Origin of the sequence: Streptomyces luteosporeus (assembly GCF_039532865.1) — a bacterium.
GTDB classification, from domain to species: domain Bacteria; phylum Actinomycetota; class Actinomycetes; order Streptomycetales; family Streptomycetaceae; genus Streptomyces; species Streptomyces luteosporeus.
Map to the genome: position 1 here is coordinate 110,740 of NZ_BAAASL010000009.1, position 24,328 is coordinate 135,067.

Sequence of the window (24,328 nt, forward strand, 5' to 3'; positions counted from 1 at the left end):
CGGTGCCCCACGGCCACTGCGGGAACCGCCCCCAGGAACCGGTGGCCGTCACCGGCATGGCGGTCACGCTGCCCGGCGCGGACGACCTGGAGCGCTACTGGCACAACCTGCGCACCGGCGTGGACGCCATCTCCGAGGTGCCGCCGGGGCGCTGGGACCAGGAGGAGTACCGCTCCGGTGCCATCTACTGCCGGCGCGGCGGCTTCGTCGACGACCGGCTCACCGGCTTCGACCCCGTCGCCTTCGGCATCATGCCGGACTCCGTCCCGGCCACCGAGCCCGACCAGCTGATCGCCCTGCGCACGGCCGCCGCCGCGATCGCCGACGCGGGCGGCCTCGCCACGGTGCCCCCCACCCGCATCGGAGTGGTGCTGGGCCGCGGCGGCTACCTCACGGCCGGGCTGGCGCGGCTCGACCAACGCGTCCGCACCGCCGGCCAATTGACCCACACCCTGCGCGAACTGCTGCCCGAGCTCGGCGAGGAGCGGCTGGCCCGGGTCCGTACCGCCTTCGAGGAGGCCCTGGGGCCGGACCGCCCCGAAGCGGCCGTCGGCCTGGTCCCCAACTTCGCCGCCTCGCGCATCGCCAACCGGCTCGACCTGCGCGGACCCGCCTACACGGTCGACGCGGCCTGCGCCTCCTCCCTGCTGGCGGTCGACCAGGCCGTGGGCGAGCTGACCGCGGGACGCTGCGACGTGGTGCTCGCCGGCGGCGTGCACCACTGCCACGACGTCACCCTGTGGTCGGTGTTCGCCCGGCTCGGTGCCCTCTCCCCGACCCAGCGGATCCGCCCCTTCCACCGGGACGCGGACGGAGTGCTCATCGGCGAGGGCACCGCGGTGCTCGTCCTCAAACGGCTCGCCGACGCCGTGCGCGCCGGCGACCGGGTCTACGCGGTGGTCCGGGGCACGGGAGTGGCCGGCGACGGGCGCACCGCCACCTTGGTGAACCCGGACCCGGACGGCCAGACCCGGGCCGTCCGGCTCGCCTGGGAGGCGGCCGGCCTGGACCCCGCCGCCCCCGGCGCGATCGGCCTGCTGGAAGCCCACGGAACGGGAACCCCCAGCGGTGACGCGGCCGAGATCACCACGCTGCGACGCGCGTTCGGCACCCCGCGCGCGCCGGACGCGGTGATCGGCTCCGTCAAGTCGATGATCGGCCACACCATGCCGGCAGCGGGCGCCGCGGGCCTGGTCAAGGCCGCTCTGGCCCTCCACCACCAGGTGCTGCCGCCCACCCTGCACTGCGACGAGCCCCACCCCGGGTTGCTCGCCACCCGCTTCCGCCCGTCCCCGGTGGCCCGCCCCTGGGAGGCGCAGGTGCGCCGGGCGGGGGTGAACGCCTTCGGCTTCGGCGGCATCAACGCCCACGTGGTCCTGGAGGAGTTCGTCCCCTCGGCGGGCAGGAGACGCCCCGCGCCCACGGCCCTGCGCGTCGACGAACCCGAACCGGTCCTGCGGATCGCGGCCGACACGCCGGAGGCGCTGCGCGCGCTCCTCGACGCCGAGGACGCCCGGCTGCGTGCCGGAGGACACATCGGCACCGGAGCCACCCGGCTGGCCGTGGCCGGGCCCGGGCCGGAGCGCCTCGCGCTGGCCCGCAAAGTGGTCGCCCGCGGCCTGGCCTGGGCAGGCCGCCGCGAGGTGTGGTTCGCGCCCCGCCCCCTGCTCGGGCCGGCCGGCGGCCGTACCGCCTTCCTCTTCCCCGGCCTGGAGGCCGGCTTCGCCCCCCAGGGCGAGGACGTCGCCCGCCACTTCGGGCTGCCCCGCCCCGCCTGGCAGCAGGCCAGGGTCGGCGCCGTCGCCGAGCACGGCGCCGCCGTCGTCGACGCCGGCCGGCTCCTGGCCACCGCGCTGCGCCGCTGCGGCATCGCTCCCGACGCCCTGGCCGGGCACAGCGTGGGGGAGTGGACCGCCATGGCCGTCGGCGGGATCTTCGCCGACAAGGAAGTGGACGCCTTCCTGCGGGACTTCGACCCCCTGGACCTGCGCGTCCCCGACGTGGTCTTCGTGACCTACGGGGCGGGCGCGGCCCAGGTGGGGGCGGCCCTGGCCGGGATCGACGAGGTGGTGCTCTCCCACGACAACGCCCCGCACCAGTGCGTGGTGTGCGGCCCCGCGGCCCAGGTGGAGAAGGTCACGCAGCGCCTGCGCCGCGACGGCGTCCTCGGCCGTACGCTGCCCTTCGCGTCCGGCTTCCACACGCCCATGCTGGCCCCCTACCTGGGGCCGATCCGGCAGGCCATGCGCCGCTTCACCCTGCACCGGCCCTCGGTGCCCGTCTGGTCGGGCACGACCTGCGCGCCGTTCCCGGACGGCGAGGGGGAGGTCCGTGAGCTCGCCGTGCGCCACCTCCTGGAGCCGGTCCGGTTCCGCGGCCTCGTCGAAGCCCTGTACGGGGCCGGGTTCCGCGCCTTCGTCCAGGCCGGACAGGGCCAACTGCCGTCGCTGGTCGGTGACGTCCTCGCCGACCGCGAGCACGTGGCGGTCACGGCCGCGAGCGCCGACGGCGGCGACGGCCTCGGCCAGGTGCGGCGCGCCGTGGCCGGCCTGTGGGCGTACGGGGCGGAGCCCGACGTCGCCGCCCTGGCTCCTGGCGGAGGCCGCCGCACCGGTACGGCCGCGGTGCCGGCCGGGCCGGGCGTACGGCTCGGCCTGGACGCCGGGCCCGTCCGCCTCGACCCCGCCACCCGCGAGCGGCTCCGTACGGAGCTGCGCGGCGCGCTCGGCGGCGAGGGGACGCCCGGGTCCGGCACCGGTCGGCTGGCGGACGCCGCGCGGCGCCACCCCGAGGCGGCCGAGCTGCGTGCCCTGCTCAGCGAGACGGCCGACGCGGCCGCGGCGCTCTTCGCGGCACACGACGCTCCCCGGACGGCTGCTCCCCGGCCGGCTCCTCCTGCTTCGGCGGCACCGGCCACCACGGCCCGCGTCACCACCCTCCGCGTGGCCCTCGACACCATGCCGTACCTCGCCGACCACTGCTTCTACCACCAGCGGCCGGACTGGCCCGACATGGGCGACCGCTGGCCCGTGGTCCCCGCGACGACCATGATCCAGTACATGACCGAGGCGGCGACCGCGCCCGGCACCGGTGTCACGGTCGCCGTCCGCGACGCCCGCTTCCTCGCCTGGCTGGTCGCCGAGCCCGCCGTCGACGTGACCGTGACGGTCCGCACCGTCCCCGACCGGCCGGGCCGCCACACCGTCGAGTTCGGCCGGTACGCGCGCGCTGAGACGCAGACGGCCCCCCGCCACCCGGCACCGCCCGCCCGCTGGCCCGTCCCGGCCGACGAAGAGGCGCCCGCCGTCTCGGCCCGGCGGATGTACGGCGAGCGCTGGATGTTCCACGGGCCGCTCTTCCAGGGCGTCACCGCGGTCACCGGACTCGGCGCACGGCACGTCCGGGGCGTCATCACCGCTCCGCCCGCGCCCGGCGCGCTCCTCGACAACGCCGGTCAGCTCCTCGGCTACTGGCTGATGGCCACCCGCAGCGACCGCACCGTCGTGCTGCCGGTCGGCATCCGCGAGATCCGCTTCCACGGCCCGCAACCGGAGCCCGGGGAGCCGGTCGACTGCCACGTACGGATCACCTCCCTCACCGAGACCGTGCTGGCCGCGGACATCCAGCTCAGCCACCGCGGAACCGTCCGGTGCGAGATCGACGGCTGGGAGGACCGCCGCTTCGACTCGCCCGCCGCCACCGATGCCATCCGGCGCCGCCCCGAGCTCAGCACCCTCTCCCGCGTCCGGCCCGGCGGCTGGCACCTGGTCTTCGAGTACTGGCCCGACCCCGCCTCCCGCGAGCTGATGATGCGCAACCTGCTGGGCGGCGCCGAACGGGACGCCTACGCGGCCCGGCCGCACCAGGACAGACCGCAGTGGCTGCTCGGCCGGATCGCCGCCAAGGACGCCGTACGCCACCACCTGTGGCAACACGGCGCGGGCCCGGTCTTCCCCGCCGAGGTCCGGGTGCGCGACGACGACAGCGGCCGACCGCACCCCGAAGGAGTGCACGGCCGGGAACTGCCACCCCTTTCCCTGTCCCTCGCCCACTGCGCGGAAGCGGCCGTCGCCCTGGTCCGCCCGGCCGGCGGCGCGCCGGCCGGCATCGCCATCGAGGAGATCACCGAGCGGCCGGAGGCCGTCCGCTTCCGGGCGGCCGAAGAGGCCGCGGCCAGGGCCGAGGGCACCGGTCCGCCCGGACGACCGCGTGACGTCCGCGTCACCGCCGCGGACGGCGACCGGCTGACGGTCCGTACGCCCTCCGGCCGTACGTACGCCGTGTCACTCGCCGAGGTCGCCAATCCGCCGGGCCTGCGACCCCGCCGCTACGTCGTCGCCTGGACCGAGGACACCCACCGGCAGCACCACGAGGAGAGCCCCTCATGACCACCACCCCCACGTCCGACGCCGTCACCCCCCTCCCGGGGGCCGGCGAGAGCGCAGTGCTCGCCGAGATCACCGAGGCACTGCACGCCGTCGTCCCCGAGATCGGCCTCGAAGGCACGGCCGTCACCATGGACACCCGATTCGTCGAGGACCTCGACCTGGAGTCCATCGACCTGGTCACCCTCACCGGCGAGCTCGGGCGACGCTACGGCGACCGGGTCGACTTCCCGGCCTTCTTCGCCTCCCTCGAACTCACCGAGATCATCGGGCTCTCCGTCGGCCGGATGGTCCACTACATCGCCGGGCGCCTGGGGTGACGAAGGCCCGCCGCCCGCGCCTGAACGCCGTACGCCTCGGACCACGCGGCGCACAGACCGTCGTCCTGGTCCACGGCATCGCCACCGACAACCTGACCAGCTACTACTTCACCGTGGCCCCGGCGCTCGCCGCGGCCGGACACGACGTGGTGATGTACGACCAGCGCGGCCACGGCCGCAGCGAACGCCCCGCCACCGGCTACCGCCTGGAGGACTTCACAAGCGACCTCGCCGCCCTCCTCGACGGCATGGACACCACCGGGCCGGTGCACCTGGTCGGCAATTCCTTCGGCGGCACCGTCGCCTTCGACTACGCCCTGCACCACCCCGACCGGGTCGCCGGCCTCCTGACCGTGGAGTCCGAGCCGCCCACCGCGGCCTGGGCGGCGAAGATGAGCACCCTCCTCGGGGGCTCGGCGCACAGGCTCCGCGACGGGCGGGCCCTGCCCTGGATCGACCGGACCTACGGCTGGCACGCGGCCCGGCTGGTCCGCCGCGCCCGCCCGCTGCTGCAGGAGACGACGATCGCCGCCGACATCGCGGCCAGCCGCATCCCCGCCGAGGACCGCTGGCGCGATCTCGACGTGCCCGTCCACGCGGTGTACGGGGCCACCTCCGACCTCGCGGCCATGGCGCCCCGGTTGGCATCCCTGCTGCCCGACTGCCGCACCCATCTGGTCCCGGGGCACGGCCACTCCGTCCTCGTGGGCGACCCGCGGACCGTCGGGACGCTCATGCTCGACTGGCTGCGGACGGGACACCGGCAGCGGACGAAGGCCCGCGCATGAGCCGGTTCCTCTTCGTGGTGCCGCCGCTCGTCGGGCACATCAACCCGGCCGCCGCAGTGGCCGCCGAACTCACCCGGCGCGGGCACCGGGTCGCCTGGGCCGGCCTGCCCGGGCCCGTCGAGGAGCCGGCCGGACCCGGCGCCGAGATCCACCCCTGCGACGTACCCCGCGATCTGCACCGGCCTCCCGGGCTGCGCGGGGTCGCCGCGCTGCACTTCCTGTGGCAGGACTTCCTCGCGCCGCTCGCCACGGCAATGGCACCCGGCGTCGAACGGGCCGTCGCCGCCTTCCGCCCGGACGTGCTCGTCGCCGACCAGCAGGCGCTCGCCGGGTCCCTGACGGCCGAACGGCTCGGCATCCCCTGTGCGACCTCCGCCACCACCTCCGCCGAGTTCTCCGGCGCGCTCTCCACCATGCCGAAGGTGGAGGAATGGATCCGGTCACTGCTGGCGGGGCTGCGCGCTGCGCTCGGCGACCCGGCGCGCACCCACGACCCCCGCTTCTCGCCCGACCTGGTCCTCGCCTTCACCACCCCCGCCCTGGCGGGCGCGTGCGCCGCGCCCCCGCAGACCCGCTTCGTCGGACCCGCCCTCGCCCGGCGGCCCGGCACCGCGCCCTTCCCCTGGGAGTGGCTGGATCCCGCACGGCACACCGTCCTGGTGTCCCTCGGCACCGCCAACACCGGCCTCGGCGGCCGCTTCCTCGCCGAGTGCGCGGCGGCCGTACGGGAGCGGGCCCCCCGCGTCCAGGCCGTCGTCGCCGACCCGGGCGGGGCACTGGACGGCACCTCGGACGACACGGTGCTGGCCCTGCCACGCGTACCGCAACCCGCCCTGCTCGGCCGGGCCTCGGCGGTCGTCTGCCACGCCGGCCACAACACCGTCGCGGAGTCCCTGCTGCACGGAGTTCCCCTGGTCGTCGCCCCCATCCGGGACGACCAGCCCGTGATCGCCCAACAGCTCACCACGGCCGGGGCCGGGATCCGCATCCGGTTCGGCCGCGCCGACCGCCGCGCGATCGGCGCCGCACTGGACTCGGTGCTCGGCGACCCCGGGTACCGGGCGGCCGCCCGCCGCGTCCAGGAATCCTTCCGCGCCGCGGGGGGCGCCGCCGCGGCCGCCGCCCACCTCGAAGAAGCCGCAGGATCCGGCACAGGATCCGGCACAGAATCCCGCACAGAATCCCGCCCAGGACAAGGAGGACCGGGACGACCATGAACCGGACCCAGGAAGTAGCCCGGCTCCGCGTCGACTACCAGCGTGAACTCGCCCGCGGCACCGACCGCTTCCACGAGCCGAAACGCACCGAGTGCCCCTGGTGCGGCTCCTCGCGCCTGCGGACCCGGCTGCGCACCGTCGATCTGCTCCAGCACAAGCCCGGCACCTTCGTGATCGACCAGTGCCGCGACTGCTCCCACTCCTTCCAGAACCCCCGGCTCACGCCCGAGGGACTGGACTTCTACTACCGGGACTTCTACGACGGCCTGGGCGCGGACCTGACGGAATGGGTCTTCAACGGCAGGGGCAACCGCAAGCGCTACCGTGCCAGTGCCCGTGCCCTCCTCCCGTTCGGCACCCCCCGCCGCTGGCTGGACGTCGGCACCGGGCACGGGCACTTCCCCCAGACGGCCAGGACGGTGCATCCGGCCACCGTCTTCGACGGGCTCGACGTCGGCGAAGGCGTGGAGGAGGGCAAGCGCCAGGGCCGGATCGCCGAGGCGCACCGCGGTCTCCTCACCGAACTCGCCCCCAAACTGGAGGGGCAGTACGACACGGTGAGCATGTTCCACTATCTGGAACACACCACCGACCCGCGCGCCGAGCTGACCGCCGCCCGGACGGTCCTCGCACCCGGCGGTCACCTGATCATCGAGGTCCCGGACCCCGAATGCCTCTCGAGCGGGCTCCTGGGGCGCTGGTGGATGCCCTACTTCCAGCCCCAGCACCTGCACCTCATCCCCCTCGCCAACCTCCGCCGCGAGCTGGAGTCGCTCGGCTGCACCGTCGTCGCCGTCGAACGGCACGAGCCGCACATCCCGTTCGACCTCACCGGCGCCGTCCTCCTCGCCCTCGTCCACGCCCTCCCGCCTGCCGACGACCCCTGGCGCGCGGAACCGCCCAGCGGCCTCCAGCGCAATGCCCGTGAGGCCCTGTTCTGGTCGTCCGTCCCCGTGCTGGCCGGGGTGTACGGCGTGGAACAGCTGCTCGCCCCGCTCATCCGCCGCACGCGGCTCTCCAACGCGTACCGGGTCGTGGCACGCGTGTGAGGTCACAGCACATCATCTTCAAGAGTCGTACAGGCAACGTCGACTGTTGACCCTCTTCCGTTCATCAATTTAAGGTCGCGGGAATCTTGGAAGAGATCCAGACGACGGAGAACAATGACGTACTCTCCCGGTGCGCGGCCGCGTCCTGCCCGCCTGTCCGCACTGCTGCTCGCAGGCGTGCTCGTCGCCTCGGTACCGCCCGCGGCCGTCGCGCAAGCGCCGCAACCCCCCACCACCGACCGTCCTTCCGACTCCACTCCACCCGCCGGAAGTTGCCGCACCGGCGACGGCTGGACCCTCGCAACCGATCGCATAGACACCGACGACACCCACCACGCCTACGTCGGCAACGGCTACCTCGGCCAGCGCATACCGCCCAACGGCGCCGGCTACAGCGACAGCAGCGCCAAGACCGGATGGCCGCTGTTCACCCCGAGTTACGACGGCTCGTTCGTGTCCGGCCTCTACGCGCACAACCCGCAGACCGCCGCCGACCGGCAGGCCGTCGCCGCCCTGCCCACCTGGACCGGCCTCACCGTCGGCACCGGCGGGGCACACGCCGATACCTTCAACTCTTCGACGAAAGCGGGTCGAATATCCGGCTATCGCCAGACCCTCTTCCTGCACTGCGGCATCGTCCGGACCTCCCTGACCTGGACCGCCGCCGACGGCCGCAGGACCGACCTGGTCTACGACGTCCTGGCCGACCGCGACGACCCGCACACCGGTGCCGTACGGCTGAGCATCACGCCCCGCTGGAGCGGCGAGGCCACCGTCACCGACCTGCTCGACGGGCACGGCGCCCGGCGCATCCGGCAGACCGGCGGCGGTGACCGGACCGCGAAGGGCGCCCGCGACGGCCGGACCATGGACGTGGCCTTCCGCACCGACGGCACGGACACCGACGGAGCCGTCGCCTCCACGCTGCAGGCCGGCCGCACCGTGCACCCGTCCGCAGCCCGACGGGCTGGCACCGCCACGGATTTGACCAACAGTCAGTCCCTCACCTTCCCCGTCCGCAAGGGCCGCGCGTACGAGGTCACCAAGTACGTCGGCGTCGACACCGCACTGACCTCGCGCGCACCCCGCCAGGAGGCCACCGCCGCCTCCTTGCGCGCCGCCCGGCGCGGATGGGAGGGGCTGCTGCGCGCCCACACCGCCGCCTGGGCCCTGCTGTGGCGCTCCGGCATCGAGGTGCCCGGGCAGCGCGACCTGCAGGCGTGGGTGCGCTCCTCCCAGTACGGGCTGCTCTCCAGCGCCCGGCACGGCGCGTCCGACAGCATCGCCCCGGCCGGCCTGACCAGCGACAACTACGCGGGCCTCGTCTTCTGGGACGCCGAGACCTGGATGTACCCGGCCCTGCTGGCCACCGCCCCCGACCTCGCCCGGACCGTGGTCGACTACCGCTACCGCACCCTGCCCGGAGCCCGCGAGAACGCGCGCAAGCTCGGCTACCAGGGCCTGTTCTACCCGTGGAACAGCGGCAGCAAGGGCGACCTCGCCCAGGAATGCCACAGCGTCGACCCGCCCCACTGCCGCACCCAGATCCACCTCCAGTCCGACATATCCCTCGCCACCTGGCAGTACTACCTCGCCACCGGCGACACCGGCTGGCTGCGCGAGCGCGGCTGGCCCGTCATGAAGGGCATAGCCGAGTTCTGGGCCGGCAGAGCCGGCCGCAACACCGACGGCAGCTACTCCATCAAGGACACCGCCGGCCCCGACGAGTACAGCAACGGCGTGAACGACGCCGTCTTCACCAACGCCGGAGCCGTCACCGCCCTGCGCAACGCCGCCCACGCGGCACGACTGCTGGGCGAGCACGCCCCGGCGCAGTGGACGGCGATCGCCGACCGCATCCGGATACCGTACGACGCCGACCGCAAGGTCTACCTGCAGTACGACGGCTACGCCGGCAGCAGGATCAAGCAGGCCGACACCGTGCTGCTGACCTACCCCCTGGAGTGGCCCATGCCCCAGGGCGCGGCGGCGAGCACCCTCGACTACTACGCCCGGCGCACCGACCCCGACGGCCCCGCCATGACGGACTCCGTCCACGCCGTCGCCGCCGCCGGCACGGGCGAACCCGGCTGCTCGACGTACACCTATCTGCAGCGCTCCATCAGGCCGTTCGTCCGCGGCCCCTTCGACCAGTTCTCCGAGGCGCGCGGCGCCAAGGCCGGTGCCGAGGACCCGCTGGCCGGCTCGCCCGCCCACGACTTCCTCACCGGCAAGGGCGGCTTCCTGCAGGTCTTCACCAACGGCCTGACCGGCATGCGGATGCGCGAGGACCGGCTGCACCTCGACCCGATGCTGCCCCCGCAGCTCGCCCGCGGCGTCACCCTGCGCGGCCTGCACTGGCAGGGCCGCACGTACGACATCGAACTCGGCGCCCGCACCACCACCGTCCGGCTCACCGGCGGCGCGCCCATGACCCTCGACACCCCGCAGGGCGCCCGCGTCCTGACCGGGGCCGCCCCGGTCGTCCTCACGACCCGCCGCCCCGACCTCGCCCCCACCGGCAACCTCGCCCGCTGCACCGCCGCCACCGCCTCCTCCGAGGAACCCGGCCTGTACGCGGCCGCCGCCGTCGACGGCAACCCGGCCACCGCCTGGGTACCCGACGGACGGGACGGCGAACTGACCACCGACCTCGGCAAGCCGGTACGCGTCACCGAGGTCACCCCCGACTGGAGCGGCCCGGCACCGGCCGCGTACGACGTCCGGTACTCCCTCGACGGCCGCCACTGGCACGCTGCCGCTCCCGGCGGACGGCCGGTGTCCGCACGCTACGTACGGGTGGCCGTGCACGGCGGGGACGCAGCGGCTTCCCGTACGGGGATCGCCGAGCTGACGGTTTCGTAGGGCATCGCGGTAGCCGGGAGCGCAGGGAATTCACCCGTACGGCCCTGTCAAGGGTGCGCTCCCGGCATCGGTGACGCACAAAGGTGTACACACGCCCCGCCCAGCGCCCCGCAGGGGCGCCGGGCATGCGTCGGCGCGCGAGCCGCGAAGGCGAAAGGTCGTCACCGGATGCTTTCACGAACGGACGACAGGACTGCTTTCGTCGCCGGGCGCAGCCCGCGGACGGCGCTGTGGGTCGCGGCGGGCGTGGCGACCTGCGGATTCCTCATCGCGCTGGAGGTCACCGCGCGCCACTACGGCCTGCCGGGGCCGCTCACCCGTCAAGCGCGTGAGGTGATATTCGCTCCGAAATCGGGGCCGCTGCTGTACGGAAGTATGGCGTTGATGATGGTGGTGCTGCCGTGGCGGCAGCGGTTCGTCGCGGCCGGTGTCGCGGTGGGTATCGACGTCGTCTTCTTTCTGGTGCGGTGGGTCTTCGACGCCAGGATGATGTTCGGCAATGGTGCGTTGTGGGTGGTGCTGGGGTGTGCGGTCATCGCCGTCACGCGCCGCACCGGCAGGGAGCGCGCGCTGCTGCTGAAGGGTGTCGGGCTGGGTCTGCTGCTGGTGACCGGTCGTAAGACCGGTGACACGTGGCTGCTGATCACCTCGAAGACGCGTCCGATGGTGCTCGACCAGTATGTGGCGGTTGCCGATCATGCGTTGGGCAATCCGTCGTGGTTCGTGGGCCGGTTCGTCAGGGCCACCGGTCCGATCGGCGAGCATCTCCTGGACTACGTCTACATCCAGCTCGCGGTGGCCGCGGTCCTCGTCTCGTTCTACCAGTTGCGCAACGTGGCGGCCGAGCGCCGTTTCCCGAGCCATCACCTGGTGCGGACCTTCCTGGTGATCGGCCTGCTGGGCCCGGCCATCTACATGATCTACCCGGTGGTCGGCCCGATCTTCGCCTACGGCGCCGGCAGCGGGCACCGGACGGTGGCGAACCTGTGGCCGGATGCGCAGGTGGTGATCAATGCACCGCACGCGATGCCGTTCGAAGGGACCGTCTCGCGCAACTGCATGCCCAGCCTGCACACCGCATGGGTCACCGCGATCTTCATCCATTCCCGCAAGGGCCCGCGGCTGCTGCGCTTCTTCGGCACGTTCTGGCTGGTTGCCACGTTCATCGCCATGCTGGGATTCGGCTACCACTACGGCGCGGACATCCTTGCCGGCGTGGTGTTCGCGCTCACGATCGAGGCGGCTCTGCGTTCGCAGGCACGCGGCTGGGACCGGCGGGGAATGCGGCTGGCCGCCTACGGCGCAACGGTGTTCACCGCGCTCCTGGTGTCGTATCGCTGTCTGCCGGTGGAGATGGCCAGGTATCCGTGGGCGTTCGGACCCCTTCTCCTCCTGGCGACGGCCTCGGTGATCTACGGCTACGTCCGCACGTCGGCGTTCGCACCGCCGCCTCGAAGTCCCCGGCCGCCCTCCGGTCCCCGTCGCCGGCCCACTTCCTGCGCCGGTGCTGTGGGAGCCGACCAACCATGACCGCCCGTTCGCATGCCGATGTCCTCTCCGACGTTGTTCATTCGGTTTGCCGGGGTATGGACGTCATGCGACAACGAGGGTTCCTCACCCCACGGTGAACCAGGGCACCCGCGCGCAGGGAGTGGAACGTGATGCCGGAATCGCCGGTCACCTCGCACAACGAGTGGGACCCACTGGAGGAAGTCGTCGTCGGGCGTCTCGACGGCGCGGTGATCCCCTCCAGCCTGCCGGTCGTGGCGTACAGCGTCGCGCCCTGGGCGGCGCGGCTGCACGGGCTTGCCGCCGGACGCAGGTATCCGCGCATCCTGATGGAGCGCGCCCAGCAGGAGCTCGATCGGTTCGTCGCCCTCCTGCAGTCCCTCGGCATCACGGTGAAACGCCCGGACGCGGTCGACCACAGGCGGCGTTTCGCCACCCCGGACTGGTCGTCACGCGGCTTCTGCAACACCTGTCCGCGGGACAGCATGCTCGTGATCGGCGACGAGATCATCGAGACCCCGATGGCATGGCCCTGCCGGTATTTCGAGACGCATTCCTACCGCGGGCTCCTCAAGGACTACTTCCGGCGCGGTGCGCGCTGGACCGCCGCGCCGAAGCCGCAACTGACGGACGAGTTGTTCGAGAAGGACTTCCGTGCCCCGGAGGCCGGTGAGCCCCTCCGGTACATCGTCACCGAGTTCGAGCCGGTATTCGACGCGGCGGACTTCGTACGCGCCGGACGCGACCTTTTCGTCACGCGGAGCAACGTGACCAATCGCATGGGCATCGAGTGGTTGCGCCGCCACCTCGGGCCCGGATACCGCATCCACGAGATCGAGAGCCGCTGCCGGACCCCCATGCACATCGACACGACGCTGGCCCTGCTCGCGCCGGGCAAGGTGCTGATCAACCCCGAGTACATCGACGTCGACCGCCTGCCCGACACCCTGCGGTCGTGGGACGTCCTCGTCGCCCCCGAGCCCAACCCCATCGACGAGCGCCTGCTCAAGCTCACCTCGATGTGCAGCAAATGGCTCAGCATGAACGTCCTCATGCTCGACGAGAAACGGGTGATCGTGGAAAGGCACCACACCGACATGGTGCGCGCGCTCAAGAAATGGGGTTTCGAGCCGATCCCGTGCGACCTGCTGCACTACGCGCCCTTCGGCGGCTCGTTCCACTGCGCGACGCTCGACGTCCGGCGCCGCGGCACGCTCGAATCGTACTTCAGCTGATTTCCGGGGAGGGAACGAAGTCGAAGACGGCCTCGGCACCCGTGATCTGGAAGAGCCGCCGCACCTGGGCGGGGACGGCTCCGGTGATGAGCAGGTTGCGCTGCTGGTGGACGCGGATCAGCACGTTGAGCCCGGTGGAGTCCATGAACGTGACTCCGGAGAGATCCACGATCACCCTTTGACCGGTCACGCCCGCCATGGCCACCTCGTACCAGTGGTCGGCGGAGGCCATGTCGAGCTCGCCCGACATGTACGTCGTGCCGTGCATGCGACCCGGCTCCTCGCGCAGGTCTGCGGCCTTGCTGTCGTACGTCATGACCCCACTGTGCCCGAGGGCCGGCCGGCGGCGCACGTCCGGCGCCGCGCGGCAGACCCAGGGCGGCAGCGGCCGGTCAGGAACGAGGATGCAGGTAGAAGGCCTCGTTGACGGCCGGGGTGCCGTCGGAGTTCCGCTGGTACGGCCACTGGACCAGCCAGGTTCCGTCGCCCGTGCGGTTGTGGTCGACGTTGGCGACCTGGTGGGTGGAGACGTTGCGGAACACGGTGAGGTTGGGAAAGCGCCAGTCGGGGTGTTCCAGCGTGAAGTTCTGCGTGTCGCGCTGGGGGCCGCCCGGGTCGGGCTCGCCGTTGGGACCGTGGCAGTCCCGGATGTTCAGGTAGTCGCCGCTGGTGCTCTTCTGCCCCTTGTTGACGTCCAGGCACTTGCCGCTGCTGAGCGTCTGAATGCGGTACAGCGGTTGCCCGGTCTCGGCGGAGCGCCCCGCCGGGACCAGGCGCCAGCGCTGGTTGCTGCCGCCGTTGGCGTGGTAGATGATCACGTGGCTGCCATTGGCGCTCTGGCCGTTGTAGACGTCCAGGAGCCGGTCACTGTTGTCGGCGTGGATGGTCAGGTCCCGTGGGCTCCCCGAGGCGCGCAGGGTGGAGAAGCCGACGGGCCAGTGGTCGCTCCCGTAGTTGGGGTTGACGGTCGCCTGCCAGTTCTGCGTGTTGACGTTGGAGGCCGCGTAGTCGAGCTCGTTGCCGCTCTGCTGGGTGGCCTGGCCGCTGTTGTAGATCCGGGTGTTCTGCGGCAGGCCGTCGCCCAGGACGTTCCGCGGGGAGCGGTTGAAGTCGCCGAGCACGACCCAGTTCGGGACGTTGTTGCCGGACGCGTACCCGGCGACCCGGCGGACGAGCGCGGCCGCGTCGTTGCGCCGCCCGCCGTTGGACGCCGCGTGCACGGAGGCGAAGACGGTCCGGTCCTCGCGACGCACCACCGCCAGTGCCGAGCGGTAGCCGCCCGTCAGTTCCCGGACGGAGTCCGGATAGAACGACGTGACGATGCCGAGGTTGCGGGATCTCTGGCTCAGGATGTGCAGGTAGCGGAACTGTCCGCTGCCGACGTCCCACAGGTACGAGCGGATGTTGCCGTTCTGGCCGAGCAGGTGCGCGCCGGCGGGCGCGGCTGCGGGCACCTCCTGGAGGGCCACGACGCCGAACGTGCGCGACAGCCTCTGCACGCCCGACCAACGGCTGGCACCGACCTGCATGTTCCAGGTGGCCAAGCGGTGGGTGTCGGGGGCGGCGGCGGCCGCGGGCCCGCCGCCGACCAGCAGCATCGTGCAGGCGAGCACTCCGGCCAGCACCACGGCGCCGATCCGGCGCGCGAGGGTGACCGGGGCCGTGTCGGATGATGTCAAGGACATGCCGAGATTCTTCATGCCGGGCCGCACCCCACGAAAGGGGGGAACGGGCCGGAGATCAAAAGCGGTGCGGAGGAAAACGGCCCGCTCCCGCGACGGCGACTCGTAGGGTTGCGTCATGTCGCCTGTCTCTCTCCTCGTCATCGGCGCCGGCGATCGAGGCACTGGATACGCACGGTGGGCCCTGCAGCACCCCGACCGGGCCACCGTCGTCGGCGTGGCCGAACCACGTCACGTGCGCCGCGCCCGGCTCGTCGAAGAACACGGCATCGCGCCCGAGAACGCCGTGCCGGACTGGAAGGAGCTCGCCGCGCGCGGCCGGATCGCCGACGCCGTCCTGATCTGCACCCTCGACCGCGCCCACGTCGAGCCCACCGAGGCCTTCGCCGCCCTCGGCTACCACGTGATGCTCGAAAAACCGATGGCACTGGACGAGGAGTCCTGCCGACGGGTCGTGACCGCAGTGGAGAAGGCCGGCGTCATGCTCGCCGTGGGCCACGTCCTGCGCTACACCCCCTACACGCAGGCACTCAAAGCCGTCGTCGACTCCGGACGGCTCGGCGCCATCATGAGCGTCCAGCACCTGGAGCCGGTCGGCTTCTGGCACCACGCCCACTCCTACGTCCGCGGCAACTGGCGGAACACCGACGTGGCGACGTCCATGCTGATGGCCAAGTCCTGCCACGACCTGGACTGGCTGCAATACATCGTCGGGCAGCCACCGCTGCGGCTGTCCAGCTTCGGCCGCCTCTCGCACTTCACCCCGGCCAACCGGCCCGCCGAGGCCGCCGACCGGTGCGTGGAGTGCCCGGTCGAGCCCGACTGCCCGTACTCCGCCGTGCGCTTCTACGGCGGCATGCTCGACCGGGGCGAACACCGCTGGCCGCTCGGCGTCATCGTCGACGACTTCACCCCGCAAGCCCTCGAACATGCCCTGCACACGGGCCCGTACGGGCGGTGCGTGTACGCCTGCGACAACGACGTGGTCGACCATCAGGTCGTCGCGATGGAGTTCTCCGGCGGGGTCACCGCGACCTTCACCATGACCGCGTTCACCGAGGGCGGCCCTCGCAGGACCCGGATCTTCGGCACCCGCGGCGAGCTGTACGGCGACGGCAGGACGATACGGATCCACGACTTCCTGACCCGCAGCGACGAGGAGGTCACGCCCGTACGACAGGGGGAGATGACCGCGGCCGGCGGTCACGGCGGCGGCGACGCGGGGCTCATGGACGCCTTCGTCGAGGCCGTGGCCACAGGGGACCCCACCAGGATCAGGTCGGGCCCCCGCGACTCCCTCGCCAGCCACCTGGCGGTTCTCGCGGCCGAGCGCGCGCGAGTGAACGGTACGGTCGAAACGCTCGTGGCCGAGCGCTGACGCGTCAAGGGGCGCCGGCGCGTACGGCGGTGGCCGCAAGGGTGGTGTAGTGCATGGTGAAGCGGCCCCCCAGAGCATCGATGGCATGGCCGACCGCGCCCAGGACCTCGGCCAGCTGATCGGGGCGGAGCCGGGTGAGGCCGCCGGTCGTGGGGAGCAGGTCCAGCCATTGGCCGCGCGTGCAGGACTGCTCCCAGTCGAACCGCCACTGTTCCGGCTCGTCGAACTGCCCGGTCCCGCGGACCTTGTCGGCGATCTGCGCGTACCCCGCCTGGTACGTCTCCAGCGAACGCCGCGCCGGCAGATTGCTGAACGGGGAGTCGGGCGCCACCCGACGGCAGGCAGCCGCGAACGGCTCGGCCACCTCGGCAGGTGGCTCGAAGACGTGCCCGAAGATCGCCAGGCGTCCGTGCGGGCGCAGCACCCGGGCCGCCTTCACGGCGCCGGCGACCGGGTCCACCCAGTGCCACGACTGGGCGGCGACCAATGCGTCGAACGTTCGGCCGGCCGGCTCCCAGGCTTCGAAGGTCGCCACCTCGACCTGCACCCCGCGGGACTGCGCGAAGCCGGCCATCCGTGCATCCGGCTCGACCCCGAGCACGGTGCAACCGGCGGCCTGGAATTGCCGGGCCGCAATGCCCGTGCCGCATCCGACGTCGAGCACGTCGGGCGCCGGGATCCCGTCGACGATCCGCGCCACCAGGGCATCGGGGTAGCTCGGTCGGGCCCGGTCGTAGCGTTGCGCATCCGTGCCGAACGACTCGGCCGTCTGCCGGGCCCGATGCAGGTGCGCCGGGGCCGGCTGCTCCGGTGGTAAGGGCATGCGTTCACTTTAGGGCGCGGCCGGCGGATCGGGCAGTGCCCCGCGCCCCTACGAGGAGGGGGCAAAGCCGGGCGAATCAGTCAAATAATCGATGCCTATAGTATGGCGGGTGTTTTCGCGAATAAGCTGCAGAACCAAGTTCGCCGCGTGGCGTCGACCGCGGACGATCCTGTGGGCCACGGCGGGCGTGGTGACCCTCGGGTTCCTCATCATGCTGGAGATCGCCGCGCGTCGCTACTGCGGCGTACCGGGGCCGATCACCACCCAGGCGCGAGAGGTGATATTCGCCCCGAAGCCCGGCCCGCTGTACGGCGGCATGGCCTTGATGATGGTGGTCCTCACCTGGCGGCAACGGTTCATCGCGGCCGGCGCGGCCATCGGCATCGACATCGTCTTCGTGCTGGTGCGGTGGGCGGTCGACGCCAAGGTGGACAGCGATCACTTCTTCGGCAACGGCGCGCTGTGGGTGATGCTGGGCTGTGCCGTCATCGCCGTCACGCGCCGCACCGGCAAGGAACGTGTTCTGCTGCTGAAGGGCGTCGGGCTGGGTCTGCTGCTGGTGGCCGGCCGCAAGACCGGTGACACGTGGCTGCTCATCACGTCGAAGACACGCCCCACGGTGCTCGACCCGTACGTGGCCACCGCCGACCACGCGCTGGGCAACCCGTCGTGGGTGATGGGCCGGATCCTGCGGGCCACCGCCCCGGTCGGCACCCACATCGTCGACGTCGTCTACGCCCAGCTCGCGGTCGCCGCGGTCGTCGTCGCGCTGTACCAGCTGCGCAACGTGGCGGCCGAGCGCCGCTTCCCGAGCCACCACCTGGTGCGCACCTTTCTGGTGATCGGCCTCCTCGGGCCGGCCATCTACATGATCTTCCCGGTGGTCGGGCCGGTCTTCGCCTACGGCCCGGGCGCCTCGGGCACCGGTGGCGTGCAGTGGGCGGTGGCCAACCTGTGGCCGAACACCCCGCCGCCGATCGGCGCCCTGCACCCGGTGCCGTACGACGCGATCACCCCTCGTAACTGCATGCCCAGCCTGCACACGGCATGGGCCACCACGATCTTCATCCATTCCCGCAAGGGCCCCCGGCTGCTGCGCTACGCCGGCGCCTTCTGGCTGGTCGCCACGCTGAGCGCGACGCTGGGGTTCGGCTACCACTACGGCGTGGACCTCGTGGCCGGCGTGGTGTTCGCGCTCACGATCGAGACGGCCATGCGCGCCTTCGACCGCGGCTGGGACCGCTCGGGAATCCAGCTGGTCGGCTACGGCGCAACGGTCTTCGCCGCGCTCCTGATGGCATACCGCTATCTGCCGGTGGAGATGGCCGAGCACCCGTGGGTGTTCGGACCGCTTCTCCTCCTGGCGATGGGCTCGGTGATCTACGGCTACGTACGGACCACCCGGCGGTGGGAGCCGAACGCACCCGAGCCCGCGCCGGTACGGCGCCCGGAACCGCAGCCCGAACCGGTGTGACGCACGAGACCGTTGCCCTTGCCCGATCCCCGGGTGAGGGCGACAGGTCAGTCCCGTGAGTTGCCGAAAAGGATGCGGTAGCCGATGAGCAGCACCAGCGATCCTCCGATGGCCGAGACCCACGTGGGCCCGTCGAAGAAGTGATTGCTGATGGACCGGTGCAGGAACTTGGCCGAGAGCCACCCCCCGATGAACGCTCCCGCAATTCCGATGAGGGTCGTGCCGATGAGTCCGCCCGGGTCCCGCCCGGGCAGCAGGATCTTGGCAATTGCTCCGGCCAGGAGACCGAGAACGATCCAGCCGATGATGCCCATTTCTGTTCTTTCCTTTCCCCGGTGCCCCGATCCTGGGAGGTCGGGGAACACGTGGGTGAGGACGCCCGTGAAGGGGTCGTGGTTCAGCGTTCGCGGCTTCGGCGGTTATTCGTTCTCGGCCAGCACGATGACGTGGTCGTCCTTCCGGAGGGTCAGTGGCGTGCCCTTCGGCGGGTTGAGGTGAATTCCGTAGGACGGGGGCGTGTTGCGGTCCCGTCCGAGCCGGTAGCCGACGGCGCTCTCTCCTCGTCTGCGCGCGGCTTCGACGACGGTGGCGAAATTCGCCTCCACGCCGGCCTTCAGGTACTGGTGCGCCGGCTTGAGGTAGATCTCCGAGCCCGCGGGGTCGAGGAGGTCGGAGAGGACCTCGTGCAGTTGCGGACTTTCGGCCAGCTGGGTCAGCAGCAGGCAGATCAGCTTGCTGCTGACGATGAAGTCGTCGGCCTTGGTGACCTGGGCGACCTCCCGGTTGCTGTCGTTGTTCATCTCCGAGACGATCGAGTAGGGGTCGCCCAGTGCCTCTTCGATGTCCCGCAGGTGCAGCAGGGTCACCAGGGTCCTGTTGTCGGCGAGCTCCGGATCGACCGATTCGTCCGCGAGAACCAGGATGTGCTGGTAGTCGCCCGGACGGAGGGCCTCCAGCGATGCCCTGCTCGTGGGCCGGCAGGGGCGGTGGCCGAGGGTGAGGTTGGCCAGGCCGGTGGGGAGAGCGGCGGGACGGGCGGGAGCGGCGACGTCGAGGTGCGAGCCGGGCTGCACGAACCGGTCGAGCAGGTCGATGATGGTGCCGGCACGGGAGTTCCAGCCGATCAGCAGCGTGCGGTCGGGGGACCGTGGCCAGGGGCGGCCGTCGGCGATGGCCGACTCCACGGCCTTGACCGGGACGTCCGCCAGCCTCACGAGGATGTCGTCCTCGGCGACCAGGACCACCGCGTCGTCCGCGGTGACGACCGTGGACATCTCCGGGTTGAGGCGGACGTGCCCCTCCTTGCTGTACAGGCCGATCGGGGCGCCGCTGCGGTAGAGGTCGAGGATCTCCCCGTACGTCGAGCCGATGAGCGTCGGTTCGTGCCTGATGTAGATCTCGTTCCCGTAGAAGCTCAGCAGTTCGTTGCAGACCGCCGACAGGCCCGATTGCCGGTGCGACTGCACGACGAGCCGGACGGCGAGGTCGTCGGCGTCGACGACCAGTCCGCTCTCGCCCGCCGCGAGCCGGGCGGCCGCGAGGTTGCCCGAATCCATCACGGCCGCGACGAAGGGCGGCCGGCCGTGCTCCCACGACCTGTTGTTGAGGATCAGCAGCGTCTTGATGACGGCGGTGTCGCCGTCGGGGGAGAAGGACGGGAGCACCATGATCGACTTGGCGGTGTCCGGGCTCACCAGCTCCAGATCGGCCTGCTTCAACGGGTTGCCGGAACGGCAGATGACCTGGGTCCGGCCCGTCCACGGAACCCGCGTGCGGATCTGCTCCTCCATGGCGACCTTGTTGCGGTCGGCGAGGATCACCACGCAGGACCGGCGCTGGCTCTGGTTGGCCTCGGCGAGCTCCTCGACGACCGTGAAGATGTGCTCCGACCAGCCGAGCACCAGCGTGTGGCCGCGCTCGATGATGCGGGAGCGGCCGTTGCGCAGCAGCTGGAGCCGGTGGTTGAGGCCCGTGGTCAGTACACCGATGAGGGTGCTGACGATGAAGATGCCGCCCAGCGTGACCGCCAGCATGAGCCCGAGGAACAGCGGGCTGCCGTGGTCGCCGCCCATGGTGCCCGGGTCGAGGGTGCGCAGCAGACTCATCCACGCCACCCCGGCCCAGCCGCCGTTGGACTCGGTGTCCTCGTCGGTCAGGAGCACGACGCCCACCGTGGTGACGGCGATCAGTGCCAGTGAGCCGAGGCCCAACCAGCCGATCAGTGCAGGCGTTCCGCGGTCCATCGTGCTCTCGAACCAGTACCGCAGCCGGTCCCGTCGTTTCACCCGCATGCATCCCGCCCCTCCGGGCCGTCCCTCGGCCGCACCCGGGCGACTGCCGGGGTGCCGGACCGAGGGACCGGCCGTCACGTCGACCGGTGCCACGGAAGATATCCATGCCCGTGGGCGCCGGTCCGTACCGTGAGCGGCACGCTCCGAAGGGCGCTCTTTGTGGTCGCGCAGGAAGTCGGGGACCTCCTCCACCCCCGATCCGGCCCCCGGGCCCCTAGAGTCGGGGACCGTGATCCTGGGTATGGTGTGCGCGCTCGGTTCGGCGGTCTGTTTCGGCACCGCCTCCGTCCTGCAAGCCGTCGCCGCGCGGGCGACCGAGGCCGGCAGCGGGTCCGGTGTGGACACCGTCCTGCTGGTCCGCGTCGTCCGCCAGTGGCGTTACGTCGCAGGCCTCGCGCTCGACGGCCTCGGCTTCCTCCTGGAGCTCGTCGCCCTGCGCTCCCTGCCGATCTACGCGGTCGGCGCCGCCCTCGCCGCGAGCCTCGCCGTGACGGCGGTGACCGCCTCGCGCGTGCTGCGGGTCCGCCTCAGCGGCATCGAATGGGCCGCCGTCGCCGTGGTGTGCGGCGGACTCGCGCTGCTCGCCCTGGCCTCCGGAGGCGAGGGTTCCGGCACGGGTTCGACGGCCCTGCGCGTCGGCGTGCTGTGCGTCGCCGCCGGCGTCCTCGCCGTCGGTGCCGCGGCGGGCCGCCTCCCCGGCCGCGCCCGCGCGGCCGCCCTGGGCCTGGGCGCCGGCCTCGGCTTCGGCGTCGTCGAGGTCTCTGTCCGCCTCATCGACGACCTCTCCCTCCCCGCGCTCGTGACCAACCCCGCCTCCTACGCCCTCCTCCTCGGCGGCGGCGCGGCCTTCCTCCTGCTGACCTCCGCCCTGCACCGCGGCTCGGTCACGGCCGCCACGGCCGGCATGGTCATCGGCGAAACCCTCGGCCCGGCATGGGTCGGTGTCGCCTGGCTCGGCGACACGACCCGCCCCGGCCTCCTCCCCCTCGCGGTGGCGGGCTTCGTCCTGGCGGTCCTCGGGGCACTCGCCCTGGCGCGGTTCGGCGAGGCGGGCGCGGAGGGGGAGACGGGGACGAGATGACACGCCGCGCCCGCCGCGCAGTCACCCACGCGGGTGAGGACGAGCATGGCTGCCCGCGGCACCAGGGCATGACCTAGGGCGAATGCGGCCGGACAGGGAAAGTGCGAAAGGGCGGTGCCGGTGTCCCGAAGGGCATTGCCTTCGACGACGGAGGCGAGCGACCCGACGGGCCTCCGCACCGCCGCGGCGGTGATGCTGTGGATCAGCGTCGTCCTGCTCGTGGACACCGCCGGCTCGCTGTCCGTCCAGCGCGTCCTCGGCGTGCTCACCTGGGTGGTGCTGTTCGCCGTGCTCCGCCGTGAGACGGCACCGGTACGCACTCAGACCGCGATCGTCGTCGCCTTCGCGACCGCGGTCGAATTCGTCTTCTCGCCGCTGCTCGGGGTCTACCTCTATCGCCTGGGGAACGTGCCGGCGTACGTCCCGCCCGGCCACGGGCTGGTCTACCTCGCCGCCCTGTCGATCGGCCGCAGCACCTGGACGCGGCTGCGCCGGCGGGGGCTGACCACGGCGGTCGTGGTCGTCGGCGGTTGCTGGGCGCTGTACGGCGTGACGCTGGCGCCGCGGCCGGACCAGTTGGGCGCCTTCTGGTTCTGCTGCCTGGCGGTCTTCCTGATCTGCGGACCCTCGCGAGAGCTGTACGTCGGGGCGTTCGTCGTGGTCTCCTACCTCGAACTCCTGGGCACGTCGCTCGGCGCCTGGACGTGGCAGCCCCGCGATCCCGTCGGCCTCGTGACCATCGGCAATCCGCCGTCCGGGGCCTCCGGCGGCTATGCGTGGTTCGACCTCGCCGCTCTGCTCGGCGCGCCTGCCCTCGGCCGGCTGCTCGGCCTCTCCGGCCCTGCCGGCGGTGGTGCCGAGGCAGGCCCCAAGAGCCCCGTGGCCATGTGAGGGCCGGGCTACGCCCGGGCCTGCGCACCCCAGCCCGCCAGGAGGTGTGCCGTCAGCTCCGGCCAGCGGGCGGCCAGGCGCTCGCGGGCGATCCGGGCCTCCATCGGTGACGCGATGACGGCCCGGGCCTGCGCCGGACGCTCGTGCAGCAGGCGCAGGCAGGCGGGGAGGGTGTCGGCGGTGATGTAGTCCCAGCGGCGGACGCGGTCGGCGATGTCGAAGGCCGGGAGAGGGGTGGTCAGCCGGACGGACAGCACGCCGGGCTCGGCGCCGACGGTCAGGGGGGCGTACTGCGCGGGTGTACGGGCACCGGGAACGGACACGCTGCCCGCCAGGGTGAGCGCGTAGGTGACGAGTCCGCCGACGGGGCCGAGGTGCGCACGCATCCGGTCCCACTGGTCGGCGATGATCTGGTTCTGCTCCCGCGAGAGCAACTGCGTGGCGGCGGCGTCGATCCCGGCCGGGCGGCCGTCGGCGACGGCATGCCACGAGGCGGCCGCGGCCCGGTCGATCAGCCCGGCCGACCGCATCTCGTCGGTGGCGGCCGTGCCCCCGTACAGGTAGGCGGCATGCATGGTGGCCTGGTCCATGAAGATGTGCTTCTGCATGGCCAGGAGCCGTTCGGCGAACCAGCTCAGCTGGACGTCCCCCAGGCGGGTGCCCGCGCCGGCCAGGTCGAGGGCTTCGACGGGGAGCCGGTCGCGCAGCTCGGGGGGCTGGGAGATGATCCGGCCGGCGAGGAACTGCGCGAGGTCCGGCACCGTGCCGAGGTCCATGAAGCCCGCGGCGAACGACGGCCCGACCATGTTGGCCATCCCCGCCCAGCGCAGTTCCGGGTGGTTCAGGAACAGCGTGCCGTAGTACGTGTAGGCGGCCACGACGGTACGCCGGTTGGGTTCGACCCCACGGGCCGGTGCCCATCCGGCGAGGTCGATGCCCGCGTCGTCGACCGCCCGGACCAGCCAGTACTGCCACAGCAGCGCCCGGTAGCGGAAGGGTGCGAGACGGGCGGCGCGCACGGCCTCCAACGCCTCGCGCAGCGCCCGGGCGTCCGACGGCAGCGCCGGGTGGACGCCGCCGGCGCCTTCCCCGTCCGCGTTGGCCAGGGGCAGGTCGAGGTACCGCTGCACGGGCACCGCGGCGTGGGCCGCGCCGCCGGGCCGCGGTGCGGTGGCGGACACCGCCGGTCCCGCCGCCGCGATGCCCGCCAGCAGGGCGAGCGAGAGCCCGACCACGGCCGCGCTCCGGCCGCCCGCACGAACGGGCCTGCGCGGTGGGTGAGTTGTTGTCGTGGTGATGTTGCCGCTATGCCCCATGTGCAGCACAACGCGCGCTCACGG

General features: G+C 72.3%; 18 protein-coding genes. 12 read left to right on the top strand and 6 right to left on the bottom strand.

The features are described from left to right. Positions 1 to 2: 2 nt before the first annotated feature. The 8 genes from ABD361_RS13935 (at position 3) to ABD361_RS13970 (ending at position 13,368) form a co-directional block, all read left to right on the top strand. Positions 3 to 4,388 (top strand): beta-ketoacyl synthase N-terminal-like domain-containing protein, encoded by a 4,386-nt coding sequence (locus ABD361_RS13935; RefSeq protein WP_344435435.1) that lies wholly within the window; start codon positions 3 to 5, stop codon positions 4,386 to 4,388. Then, entirely contained in the window at positions 4,385 to 4,705 is a 321-nt protein-coding gene (locus ABD361_RS13940; RefSeq protein ID WP_344435436.1) for an acyl carrier protein, read from the top strand. Before ABD361_RS13935 ends, ABD361_RS13940 begins: the two co-directional genes overlap by 4 nt. Then, positions 4,702 to 5,493 (top strand): alpha/beta fold hydrolase, encoded by a 792-nt coding sequence (locus tag ABD361_RS13945; protein ID WP_344435437.1) that lies wholly within the window; start codon positions 4,702 to 4,704, stop codon positions 5,491 to 5,493. Before ABD361_RS13940 ends, ABD361_RS13945 begins: the two co-directional genes overlap by 4 nt. Next, positions 5,490 to 6,710: a glycosyltransferase gene (locus tag ABD361_RS13950; RefSeq protein ID WP_344435438.1), complete on the top strand. Its 1,221-nt coding sequence runs from the start codon at positions 5,490 to 5,492 to the stop codon at positions 6,708 to 6,710. Before ABD361_RS13945 ends, ABD361_RS13950 begins: the two co-directional genes overlap by 4 nt. Further along, on the top strand, positions 6,707 to 7,759 hold the full coding sequence (locus ABD361_RS13955; protein ID WP_344435439.1) for a class I SAM-dependent methyltransferase: 1,053 nt from the start codon (positions 6,707 to 6,709) through the stop codon (positions 7,757 to 7,759). The genes ABD361_RS13950 and ABD361_RS13955 overlap by 4 nt, the downstream gene beginning before the upstream one ends. A gap of 114 nt (positions 7,760 to 7,873) precedes the next feature. Further along, positions 7,874 to 10,624, top strand: coding sequence for a discoidin domain-containing protein (locus tag ABD361_RS13960; RefSeq protein WP_344435440.1), 2,751 nt, complete (start codon positions 7,874 to 7,876; stop codon positions 10,622 to 10,624). A gap of 168 nt (positions 10,625 to 10,792) precedes the next feature. Continuing rightward, positions 10,793 to 12,154, top strand: a complete 1,362-nt coding sequence (locus tag ABD361_RS13965) for a phosphatase PAP2 family protein (RefSeq protein WP_344435441.1) — start codon at positions 10,793 to 10,795, stop codon at positions 12,152 to 12,154. 131 nt (positions 12,155 to 12,285) lie between these two features. Then, entirely contained in the window at positions 12,286 to 13,368 is a 1,083-nt protein-coding gene (locus tag ABD361_RS13970) for an amidinotransferase (RefSeq protein ID WP_344435677.1), read from the top strand. On the opposite strand, the gene ABD361_RS13975 is transcribed toward ABD361_RS13970, so the two are convergent. Continuing rightward, a complete protein-coding gene (locus ABD361_RS13975; RefSeq protein ID WP_344435443.1) occupies positions 13,361 to 13,684 on the bottom strand; it encodes an STAS domain-containing protein in 324 nt (107 codons plus the stop codon). The genes ABD361_RS13970 and ABD361_RS13975 overlap by 8 nt on opposite strands. A gap of 76 nt (positions 13,685 to 13,760) precedes the next feature. Next, positions 13,761 to 15,053, bottom strand: coding sequence for an RICIN domain-containing protein (locus ABD361_RS13980; protein ID WP_344435445.1), 1,293 nt, complete (start codon positions 15,051 to 15,053; stop codon positions 13,761 to 13,763). 115 nt (positions 15,054 to 15,168) lie between these two features. Here ABD361_RS13980 and ABD361_RS13985 point away from each other — a divergent pair, with 115 nt between their 5' ends. Next, positions 15,169 to 16,428 (top strand): Gfo/Idh/MocA family protein, encoded by a 1,260-nt coding sequence (locus ABD361_RS13985; protein WP_344435446.1) that lies wholly within the window; start codon positions 15,169 to 15,171, stop codon positions 16,426 to 16,428. A 4-nt stretch (positions 16,429 to 16,432) separates the two neighbouring features. On the opposite strand, the gene ABD361_RS13990 is transcribed toward ABD361_RS13985, so the two are convergent. Beyond that, positions 16,433 to 17,251, bottom strand: coding sequence for a class I SAM-dependent methyltransferase (locus ABD361_RS13990; protein WP_344435447.1), 819 nt, complete (start codon positions 17,249 to 17,251; stop codon positions 16,433 to 16,435). A 91-nt stretch (positions 17,252 to 17,342) separates the two neighbouring features. Between ABD361_RS13990 and ABD361_RS13995 the strand changes: the two genes are divergently transcribed. After that, the gene (locus ABD361_RS13995) at positions 17,343 to 18,725 is read left to right on the top strand and encodes a phosphatase PAP2 family protein (protein ID WP_344435448.1); all 1,383 of its coding nucleotides are present in this window, start codon (positions 17,343 to 17,345) and stop codon (positions 18,723 to 18,725) included. A gap of 47 nt (positions 18,726 to 18,772) precedes the next feature. Here ABD361_RS13995 and ABD361_RS14000 read toward each other — a convergent pair whose 3' ends face one another. Beyond that, the gene (locus ABD361_RS14000; RefSeq protein ID WP_344435450.1) at positions 18,773 to 19,039 is read right to left on the bottom strand and encodes a GlsB/YeaQ/YmgE family stress response membrane protein; all 267 of its coding nucleotides are present in this window, start codon (positions 19,037 to 19,039) and stop codon (positions 18,773 to 18,775) included. Positions 19,040 to 19,144: 105 nt separating this feature from the next. Continuing rightward, a complete protein-coding gene (locus ABD361_RS14005) occupies positions 19,145 to 21,016 on the bottom strand; it encodes a CASTOR/POLLUX-related putative ion channel (protein ID WP_344435451.1) in 1,872 nt (623 codons plus the stop codon). A gap of 241 nt (positions 21,017 to 21,257) precedes the next feature. Here ABD361_RS14005 and ABD361_RS14010 point away from each other — a divergent pair, with 241 nt between their 5' ends. Next, a complete protein-coding gene (locus ABD361_RS14010; RefSeq protein WP_344435679.1) occupies positions 21,258 to 22,097 on the top strand; it encodes a hypothetical protein in 840 nt (279 codons plus the stop codon). Positions 22,098 to 22,232: 135 nt separating this feature from the next. Next, a complete protein-coding gene (locus tag ABD361_RS14015) occupies positions 22,233 to 22,988 on the top strand; it encodes a hypothetical protein (protein WP_344435452.1) in 756 nt (251 codons plus the stop codon). An 8-nt stretch (positions 22,989 to 22,996) separates the two neighbouring features. Here ABD361_RS14015 and ABD361_RS14020 read toward each other — a convergent pair whose 3' ends face one another. Beyond that, entirely contained in the window at positions 22,997 to 24,223 is a 1,227-nt protein-coding gene (locus ABD361_RS14020; RefSeq protein WP_344435453.1) for a hypothetical protein, read from the bottom strand. Positions 24,224 to 24,328: the final 105 nt, after the last annotated feature.